The sequence below is a fragment of the Methylobacterium sp. E-016 genome, from assembly GCF_022829745.1.
GTDB lineage: Bacteria > Pseudomonadota > Alphaproteobacteria > Rhizobiales > Beijerinckiaceae > Methylobacterium.
The window spans coordinates 143,954-152,945 of record NZ_JAKSYF010000040.1 but is presented as its reverse complement, the minus strand read 5'-3'; the positions used below and the strand labels follow the sequence as shown (position 1 = coordinate 152,945).

Here is an 8,992-nt window from a genome sequence, read left to right as displayed (position 1 = left end):
AAGCCGGGGGAAGGATGAAGGAGAGCGAGGACAGCGGGAGTAGAGGCCAGCCCCGCGACGGGGCCGACCTTGTTGGGGCGGCTGCTGCCCGAGACCGAGATGCGCTTCGGGCGGGTCAAGGCCTGCCCGAACACGACCATGGCCTTGCCGGCCGAGGCGTTCTGAGGGTGTTCTACCCTCCCCCCCTCTGCGGGGGAGGGTGCGCCTCGCGTCAGCGAGGGTCGGGAGCGGGGAGCGACAGTGCCGGATGCGGCGCTCCCCTCTCCCGAAACGCTGCGCGGGCCACCCTCCCCCGCAGAGGGGGGAGAGAGACGGTTCCGATCCGCTCACGCCGCGCTCGCGGCCGCGTGCGCCGCGTCCCACTCCCGCAGGGCGCGGGCGTCGCGGGGCGTGACGTCGGGATAGTCCGGATCGTTGCCGACCTCCGGCGTGACGCGCCAGGATCGCGCGCATTTCCGGCCCTCGGCGCGCGACGGCACCACGGCGACGCCCTTGACCTCGTCGAGGCGGAACGCGTCGGCCTGTCCCTCCCCGGCCTCGACCCGGATCGCGGAGGTGATGCAGACGTCGGCGAAGTCGACGCCGTCGAGGGCGGCCAGAAGCTCCGGATCGGCGATGGAGACCACGGGGGCCGCCTCCAGGCTCGCGCCGATGCGCTTGGCGGCCCGCTCGATCTCCAGCGCGCCGGTCACGACCCGGCGGACGCGGCGGATCTTCTGCCAGCGCGCGGCCAGCCCGTCGTCGCGCCAGGCCTCGGGCGTCTCCGGCAGGGTCTGCAGGTGGACCGACCCGGTCTCCGACGGGAACCGGTCGAGCCAGGCCTCCTCGGCGGTGAAGGCGAGGACCGGGCTCAGCCAGATCACGACGCGGCGGAAGGCCTCGTCGATCACCTGAAGCGCGGCCCGGCGGGCGACCGACGAGGCCGGGTCGCAGTACAGGGCGTCCTTGCGCACGTCGAAGTAGAACGACGACAGGTCGCCGGTCAGGAAGTTGTTCAGGAGCGCGACCACCCGCTTGGTGTCGAAGGTGCGGTAGGCCTCGCGGATCTCGCCGTCGAGCTCGAGCAGCCGATGCAGCACGAAGCGCTCGAGTTCCGGCATCTCCGCCACCGGCACGTCGTCGCCCGCCACGCGGTGGGCGAGCGAGCCGAGCATCCAGCGCAGGCTGTTGCGCAGCTTCCGGTAGGTCTCGGCGAAGGTCTTGATGATCTCCGGGCCGATGCGCAGGTCGTCGGTGTAGTCCGACGCCGCGACCCACAGGCGCAGGATGTCGGCGCCGGAATCCTTGATGATGCTCTGCGGCGCGACGACGTTGCCCTTCGACTTCGACATCTTCAGCCCCTTGGCGTCGAGGACGAAGCCGTGGGTCAGCACCGTGTCGTAGGGCGCGCGGCCGCGCGTGCCGGCCGATTCGAGCAGCGAGGACTGGAACCAGCCGCGGTGCTGGTCCGATCCCTCCAGGTACATCACCGTGTCCTGCCCGCCGTCGCGCCGGCGCACGACGTTGGCGAGACCCGGGAACGCCTCCGGGTCGTCGAGGACGAAGGCGTGGGTCGAGCCGGAATCGAACCACACGTCGAGGACGTCGGTGACCTTCTCGTACGCCGCCGGGTCGTGGTCGGGAGCGAGGAAGCGGGCACCGTCGGCATCGGTGAACCACGCGTCCGCGCCTTCCGCCGCGAAGGCGGCGACGATGCGGGCGTTCACGCGCGCGTCGCGCAGCACCTCGCCGGTGCCCTTCCTGACGAACACGGTGATCGGCACGCCCCAGGCGCGCTGGCGGGAAACCACCCAGTCCGGCCGGTTGCCGACCATGCCGTTGATCCGGTTCTTGCCCTGCGGCGGCACCCACTGGGTGTCCTCGATCGCCTGCAGGGCCACCTCGCGCAGCGTCCGGTCGCCGAGCGACTCCACCGCCTTGTCCATGGCGATGAACCATTGCGGCGTGTTGCGGAAGATCACCGGCTTCTTCGAGCGCCAGGAATGCGGGTAGCTGTGCTTGAGCCGGCCCGACGCCACCAGCGTCCCCGCTTCCTGGAGCGCGGCCATCACGGCCCTGTTGGCGTCGCCCTTCTCGCCCTTGTCGGTGAGGACGCGCTTGCCCTCGAAACCCGGCGCATCCTTGGTCAGCGCGCCGTCGGCATCGACCGTGTAGGGGATCCGGGTCTCGATGCCGCGCTCGGCGAGCGCGCGGCCGTTGGCCATCCAGACCTCGAAATCCTCGCGGCCGTGGCCCGGCGCGGTGTGGACGAAGCCGGTGCCGGCCTCGTCGGTGACGTGGTCGCCGTCGAGCATCGGCACGGCGAAGTCGTAGCCGCGGCCGGCGAGCGGGTGGGACAGGGTGAGGCCGGCGAGCTCGGCCGGGCTCACGTCGCGCAGGCGCTCGTGGCCTGCGACGCGCGCGGCCTCGAAGACGCCCGCGGCAAGACCGTCCGCCAGCAGGTAGGTCTGGCCGACCTTGGCCCAGTTGTCCTCGGCGGCCTCGGTGACGCGATAGAGGCCGTAGGCGACGCGCTTGGAGTAGGCGACGGCGCGGTTGCCGGGCATGGTCCAGGGCGTCGTGGTCCAGATGACGACGCGGGCGTCGGTTAGGTCGGCGACGGCACCTTCGCGCACCGGGAAGGCGGCGAAGATGGTGTCGCTGACGTGGTCCTCGTACTCGACCTCGGCCTCGGCGAGCGCGGTCTTCTCGACCACCGACCACATCACCGGCTTCGAGCCGCGATAGAGCTGCCCGCTCATCGAGAACTTGATCAGCTCGGCGGCGATCGCCGCTTCCGCCGGATAGGCCATGGTGGCGTAGGGATGGTCCCAGTCGCCGGTGACGCCGAGGCGCTTGAACTCCGCGCGCTGCACGTCGAGCCAGTGGCCGGCGAAGGTCCGGCATTCCTGGCGGAACTCGATGACCGGCACGTCGTCCTTGTTGCGGCCCTTGGCGCGGTACTGCTCCTCGATCTTCCACTCGATCGGCAGGCCGTGGCAGTCCCAGCCCGGCACGTAGTTCGCGTCGAAGCCGAGGCCGCCCATGGAGCGGACGATCACGTCCTTGAGGATCTTGTTCAGCGCCGTGCCGATGTGGATGTTGCCGTTGGCGTAGGGCGGCCCGTCGTGCAGCACGAATTTCGGCCGTCCGGCGGCCTGCGCGCGAAGCTGGCCGTAGAGGTCGGTCGTGCTCCACCGCTCCAGCAGCAGCGGCTCGCGGGTCGGCAGGCCCGCCCGCATCGGAAAATCGGTCTGCGGCAGGTAGAGGGTCTTCGAATAGTCGCGGCCGGCCGGGGCTTCGGCTTGGGTCTCGTCGGTCATGGGGTCGGGCGTCCTGGATACGGGCGGCGCGCGTGCGGGCTCTGCGGAGGTCCGCGCCTGTCACGGCGCTAGGGGCGAAGGAAGCGGTGGCTCCCGTGACGATCCCGGCCTCCGCGCAGCCGCGCGGGCGCGGCGCTCACGCGGCGGCCGGGCCCATAATTCGAAGACGGAGACAGGCGTCGGCGCTGCGCATGGGCGGCGTTCTAGCAGCGGGCGCGAGCGGAGGCCAGCGGATGCGCGCGTGCCGCGAAGCGATGCCGATTCACCACATCGCCACGCCGCATCCCGAGCCGCTGCCACCAAATCGCGGCGCGTTCGTTGCCATCCCACGCGATCCGCCGCGCCGGCCTGCCCGGCGCAGGTCCGAGACGCGACGGACCATCAAGACAGGGTGCACGCCATGAGACATCTCCTGATCGCCGCGACGCTCGCCGTTTCCGCCTTCGCCATCGCCGGCCCCGCGCAGGCGCAGGGCCTCGTCGGCGGCGTGCAGCGCGGCTCGGCCGAGGGCAACCGCGTCGGCGGGCCGGTGGGCGGCGTGGTCGGCGGAGCGGTCGGCGGTGCCGTCGGAACGGTCAACGGCGCGCTCGGGATCGATCCCGGCCGGCGCGCCTACCGCACCGACCTGCGCTCGCGCCGCGCCGTCCGGCATCATCGCCGCCACCGCCGCTGAGACGTCGGGGTCCGGCCCGGACTGAAAGCGTCCGGCCCGGATTGAAAGCCGTTTCCGCCTCGATCCGGAGCCGGATCTAGGAAAATTGCGACCTTTCGCGGTTTCGCCCGTTGACCCGTCACGGACCCGGAGCCAGCCGATCGCGCGGCCGGGACATTCTCGAAACTCGATCAAGGATCCGACACCATGAAGACATTGCTGATCGCCACGACCCTCGTGCTCTCGCCGCTGGCCCTCTCCGCCACGGCGCAGGCCCAGGGCACCGTCCGCGGCGCCGAGCGCGGCGTCGAGGACGGCAACCGCGCGGCCGGCCCGATCGGCGGCGTGGTCGGCGGCGCCGTCGGTGCGGCCACCGGCACCGTGGGCGGCGTCCTCGGCGTCGATCCGGAGGCGGATCGCCGCGATCGCGAGGACCGCCGCGAGGAGCGGATGGAGCGTCGCGAGCGCATGGGCCGCTAAGCCCGACGCAGCGTCGTCTCGGAACGGGCCGGTCACCCTCGGGTGGCCGGCCCTTTTCGTTGCGCCATCGCGTCGTGGGCGAGCAGGTAGAGGCCCGAGCCGACGATGACCGCCGCGCCGAGCACGGTCCAGCGGTTCGGAACGTCGCCGAACAGCAGGTAGCCGAGCGTCAGCGACCAGAGCAGCTGCGTGTACAGGAACGGCGCGAGCACGTTGGCCGGCGCCCGCGCATGCGCGAGAATCAGCAGCCAGTGCCCCATCGTCCCGAACAGGCCGATGCCGACCAGCAGCGCCCACACCGTGAGGGAGGCCGGGCTGGTCCAGATCCACGGCAGCAGCGGCGTCATCAGCCCGAGGCCGGCCAAGCCGGAATAGACCATCGTCGTCGCGGTCGAATCATGCGCAGCGAGCTTGCGCGTCGCGAGGATGTAGAGCGCATAGCAGAGCATGTTGCCGAGGCTGAGCAGGACCGCCGGGTGAACCTGGCCGAGGCCGGGCCGCACGATCACCAGCACGCCGAGGAAGCCGACCGCAATCGCCGCCATGCGCCTGGGCGACGACCATTCGCCGAGCAGCGGGCCGGCGAGCAGCGCGACGGTGAGCGGTGCCGCGAACTGGATCGACAGGGTCTCGGCGAGCTGCAGGTGGCGGAGCGCGAAGAAGTTCAGCGCCGTCGATCCGAACAGCAACAGCGAGCGCACCACCTGCAGGCCGAGGCGGCGGCTGCGCATGACGGCCGGGGTCGTCACCGGGTTGAGGAACACCGAGATCAGCGCCACGCTCACGCCGTAGCGCATGAAGGTGGTGAGCAGCGGGTCGACGCCGGACCGGGCCAGCACCTTCGCCGATGCGTCGAGGCAGGCGAAGAACGCCAGCGTTCCGCACATCAGCGCGATGCCGACGAGGCGCCGCCTGTCCGGCCGCGTCCCGCGTTCGCCGGCGGGGCCGGCCGCCGCCTCGCGCGACGCGCAGACCGCGTCGGCTCGTATCGCCTTGCTGGAGGAAATCGCCTTGGACCTTCGGGCCGCCGAGTTCAGCGGATCCTAGCCGGTCGTCGCGTCGGCGGGCACCCGTCCGTCCGCACCCGCGCCGTGTCGCCGACGCGGGGCCGCCGGCGTCACCTGTCTTGCGCCCGCTGCCGACGCGGGGTCGGCTCGGTTCGATTCTGCTCGCGTGAGAACGGCAGGATCGTCGCGCTCGCGACCTGAGGTTCGGTGGGCTCGGCGGCCGAGCGGTTGCCCTTGGGCTTTCGATCGAGCCACAGGCGGACCCAGACCCGGTTTCTCCGGCTCCAGCCGCGACGGGCGACCCAGGCCGGAATCGATGCCGTATGCTGCATTCGACGTCTTCTCACTCATCATGCGGACGTAGCGCCTGATGAAAGTCCTAGAGTGAGCGTGGGCCTGCCCGCGATGGCTGTGCGTCCCGAATTTTTGTCTCTGCGTCCAGGCTCTCAGAATCATCGACCCACGTGGCAAACGAGAACGGCCCGCATCCGGTGGGATACGGGCCGCGCGTCGATCGTGTTCGCGGGTTTCGTTCGCGGGTCTTGCCGGCGCCCGAGGCGTCGGGGCTAGTTCTCCTCGTCGCCCGGCTCGAAGCTCTGCGGAGCGGTCGATTCGGCGCTGGCGACCGGCGTCGGCGCGCCGATCGTCGAGGGCACGTTCACGCCGTCGCGCTTGTAGATGTCGTCGCGGAACTGCACGAGGCCGTCCGGCGTCGCCCAGGCGGTGATGTAGGTCCAGTAGACCGGCACCGGCGAGGACAGCGTGGCGTCGACGCGCTTGCCGCTCTCGATCGCCTGCTCGACCTGCTCGCGACCCCAGCCGGGCGTGTCCTTCAACAGCCAGGTGATGTACTCGCGCACGTTCTGAACGCGGACGCAGCCTGAGGAGATGAAGCGGAAGTCGTCGCCGAACACGCCCTTGGTGTTCGTGTCGTGCATGAACACGCCGTATGGGTTCGGGATGTTGATGCGCACGATGCCCATCGAGTTGAAGTCGGCGCCCGAATCCTGGCGGTAGCGGTAGCGCGTGCCCTCGTCCGAGTTCCAGTTGACCTGGCTCGGCTGGATCTCGGCCTCGCCGGAGAAGATGCGGATCTTGTTGTCGGTGAGGTAGTTCGGATCCTTCTGCATCTTGGGGATGAGGTCCTTCTTCACGATGGAAGCCGGGACCGTCCAGAAGGGGTTGAAGTTGATCTGCGTCGCCTTGGTGTTCATGATCGGCGACTGGCGGTCGATCTTGCCGACGCCGGCGGCGTGCAGCGTCACGACCTGACCGTTCTCGACCGTCTGAACCAGGGCGGCCGGGATGTTGGTGATGACGAAGCGCTGCCCGAGGTTGCCCGAGTAGGAGCGCAGGCGCACCGCGTTGATCTCGAGCTGGCGCAGGCGGATGTCGGCCGGCACGTTCATGGCCTGCTGCGTCGCCATGCTCATCGTACCGGTCTGGCTCAGGCCGTGGCGGGCCTGGAAGCGCTTCACGCCGGCGGCGACGTAGGAATCGTACACGCCGGAATTGCCGGCCACCGGGTCGATGTCGCCGGTCACGATCAGGCGCTGGCGCACGGCCCCGACCACCGCGCCGCGGGCGCCGATGCGCAGGCGGTCGGCACCGGAGACCGGCTTCCAGCCGCCGCGGGAGACGATCTCCTTGTAGCGCTCGACCATCTGCTCGGTGGCCGCCACCGTCTGCGGCGACAGGATCGGCGTCGACGAGCGCTGGACCTGCATCGCGGCGGGCGAGGCGTAGTCCTGCGCCCACTCGGCCTGGGCATAGCCGGCGCCGGCCTGCTCGCGCGCCGAAGCCGGGGCGACGAGGGCGACGGTTCCGAGGAGCGCCAGTCCCAGGGTCGCGCGGGTGGTAGCCTGAATGAGCATCGTGGTGGCTCTGGTCCATGGATGGGCGAGGTGGAGCGGGCGCTGTGCCGCCGTTTCCCTTGGGCCCAAGGTGTCCGGGTACGGTTAAGACTCCATGGCGACCGGGCTTTATTGTGGCGTGCCGGTGCGTGCCCGCACATCACGGGTGCGTGCGTCCTCCGTGCCACAGCGGAGTCGGCCCAGCCGTGCCAAGGAATCGGAAGACGCGACGCGGTCGCCGGACAGGGTCGGCATGACGCCCGGGAGCCACAGGACGAGACCTCTGCGCGCGATCACCGCCGTGATCGCGCTCTACGCGTTCGTCCTGCAGGGCTTCCTCGGCGGCCTGATGCCGACGCCGATGGCCGGCGACGTCCATGCCCTGTGCCTATCGGGCGCTGCCGCCGCCGGCGATCCCTCGCCGGACACGCCTCACGTCCACGCCGATTGCTGCACCGCCGCCCACCACGTGGCCGACGCGTTGGCGCCTCGCGACACCGCCGCGACGATCATCTGGCCGCAAGGCCGCGTCGCCACCACCGCGTTCTGGCGGGCCGCCGCGAACGGCCCGCGTGCGCCGCCCCGCGCCATCGCCCATCCGCGAGGTCCGCCCGTCGCCTGAACCGATCGCCGCCCGATCCCTTCAGCCAGACGGTAGCTTTGCCATGTCCCGAATCACGCGTGCCGGCCTCTGCGTCGCGCTCGGCTTCGTCCTGCCCGGCCCGGGCGCGTTCGCCCACGCCACCCTCGACCGCAAGGAGGCCAGCCCCAACGCGGCCTATCGCGGCGTCGTGCAGATCAACCACGGCTGCGACGGCCGGCTCACCACGCGGGTCAGGGTCACCATCCCGGAGGGGATGGTCGGCGCCAAGCCGATGCCGAAGCCCGGCTGGCAAGTGACGACGACGCGGGGCGCCTACGCCAAGCCCTACCAGTCCTTCCACGGGATGGTGTCCGAGGGCGTCACGGCGATCACCTGGACCGGCGGCGCCCTGCCGGACGACCAGATCGACGAGTTCACCTTCTTCGCCCGGGTCTCCGACACCTTCGCGCCGGGCGCGACCGCGTACTTTCCGGTCGAGCAGGATTGCGATGGCGGCGGCTACCGCTGGAGCGAGATCCCCGGTCCCGGCCAGACCGCCCGGGACCTGAAGTCGCCGGCGCCGTCGGTGCGGATCGTCGCGGCGGCCCAGCCCGACGCGGCGCCGGCCGCGATCAAGGCCGGCGACCTCACCATCGCCACGCCCTGGCTGCGCGCGACGCCCGCCGGCGCCACCGTCGCCGGCGGCTACGTCAGCATCGCCAACGCCGGCACCGTGCCCGACACCCTGACGGCGGCCGCGATCCCGCTCGCGCGGCGCGGCACGATCCACAGCATGTCGATGGACGGCGGCGTGATGCGCATGGCGCCGGTCGAAGGCGGCCTGACGATCAGGCCCGGCGAGACCGGGACGCTGGCCCCCGGCGGCCTGCACCTGATGTTCGAAGATCTGACCGCGAGCCCGAAGGTCGGCGAGACGGTCGCCGGCACGTTGACCTTCGCGCGCGCCGGCACCGTGCCGGTGACGTTCACGGTCGCGCCGATCGGCGCCCAGGCGCCCGCCGCACCGCCGGCGGGTCACGCCCACCACTGATCCGCGCCGACGCCGCGCGCATCCGCTCGGGATCCGCGTCGGCGTCGCCCTCTCCATCCAGTCC

Annotated in this window: 7 protein-coding genes; 4 read left to right on the top strand and 3 right to left on the bottom strand. The window is 71.2% G+C overall.

What is annotated here, in order from left to right; translation table 11 throughout:
- Positions 1 to 326 precede the first annotated feature (326 nt).
- The gene (gene ileS / locus MKK68_RS03200; protein ID WP_244028641.1) at positions 327 to 3,302 is read right to left on the bottom strand and encodes an isoleucine--tRNA ligase; all 2,976 of its coding nucleotides are present in this window, start codon (positions 3,300 to 3,302) and stop codon (positions 327 to 329) included.
- 400 nt (positions 3,303 to 3,702) lie between these two features.
- On the opposite strand from ileS, the gene MKK68_RS03195 reads away from it, so the two are divergent.
- On the top strand, positions 3,703 to 3,975 hold the full coding sequence (locus tag MKK68_RS03195; protein ID WP_147841093.1) for a hypothetical protein: 273 nt from the start codon (positions 3,703 to 3,705) through the stop codon (positions 3,973 to 3,975).
- 186 nt (positions 3,976 to 4,161) lie between these two features.
- Positions 4,162 to 4,434, top strand: a complete 273-nt coding sequence (locus MKK68_RS03190) for a hypothetical protein (protein ID WP_147841094.1) — start codon at positions 4,162 to 4,164, stop codon at positions 4,432 to 4,434.
- A 32-nt stretch (positions 4,435 to 4,466) separates the two neighbouring features.
- On the opposite strand, the gene MKK68_RS03185 is transcribed toward MKK68_RS03190, so the two are convergent.
- Both MKK68_RS03185 and MKK68_RS03180 read right to left on the bottom strand, forming a co-directional pair.
- Positions 4,467 to 5,423: a DMT family transporter gene (locus MKK68_RS03185; RefSeq protein WP_244028665.1), complete on the bottom strand. Its 957-nt coding sequence runs from the start codon at positions 5,421 to 5,423 to the stop codon at positions 4,467 to 4,469.
- 584 nt (positions 5,424 to 6,007) lie between these two features.
- The gene (locus tag MKK68_RS03180; RefSeq protein WP_244028639.1) at positions 6,008 to 7,315 is read right to left on the bottom strand and encodes a murein L,D-transpeptidase; all 1,308 of its coding nucleotides are present in this window, start codon (positions 7,313 to 7,315) and stop codon (positions 6,008 to 6,010) included.
- Between the two features lie 232 nt (positions 7,316 to 7,547).
- Here MKK68_RS03180 and MKK68_RS03175 point away from each other — a divergent pair, with 232 nt between their 5' ends.
- Together MKK68_RS03175 and MKK68_RS03170 are read left to right on the top strand one after the other, a co-directional pair.
- Entirely contained in the window at positions 7,548 to 7,916 is a 369-nt protein-coding gene (locus MKK68_RS03175; RefSeq protein ID WP_244028637.1) for a hypothetical protein, read from the top strand.
- Between the two features lie 43 nt (positions 7,917 to 7,959).
- Positions 7,960 to 8,928, top strand: a complete 969-nt coding sequence (locus tag MKK68_RS03170) for a DUF1775 domain-containing protein (protein WP_244028635.1) — start codon at positions 7,960 to 7,962, stop codon at positions 8,926 to 8,928.
- Positions 8,929 to 8,992 lie beyond the last annotated feature (64 nt).

What these genes read in the sequence shown, in the direction of transcription:
- ileS (WP_244028641.1), bottom strand. Translation starts at nt 3,302, where the DNA reads ATGACCGACGAGACCCAAGCCGAAGCCCCGGCCGGCCGCGACTATTCG.
- MKK68_RS03195 (WP_147841093.1), top strand. Translation starts at nt 3,703, where the DNA reads ATGAGACATCTCCTGATCGCCGCGACGCTCGCCGTTTCCGCCTTCGCC.
- MKK68_RS03190 (WP_147841094.1), top strand. Translation starts at nt 4,162, where the DNA reads ATGAAGACATTGCTGATCGCCACGACCCTCGTGCTCTCGCCGCTGGCC.
- MKK68_RS03180 (WP_244028639.1), bottom strand. Translation starts at nt 7,315, where the DNA reads ATGCTCATTCAGGCTACCACCCGCGCGACCCTGGGACTGGCGCTCCTC.
- MKK68_RS03175 (WP_244028637.1), top strand. Translation starts at nt 7,548, where the DNA reads ATGACGCCCGGGAGCCACAGGACGAGACCTCTGCGCGCGATCACCGCC.
- MKK68_RS03170 (WP_244028635.1), top strand. Translation starts at nt 7,960, where the DNA reads ATGTCCCGAATCACGCGTGCCGGCCTCTGCGTCGCGCTCGGCTTCGTC.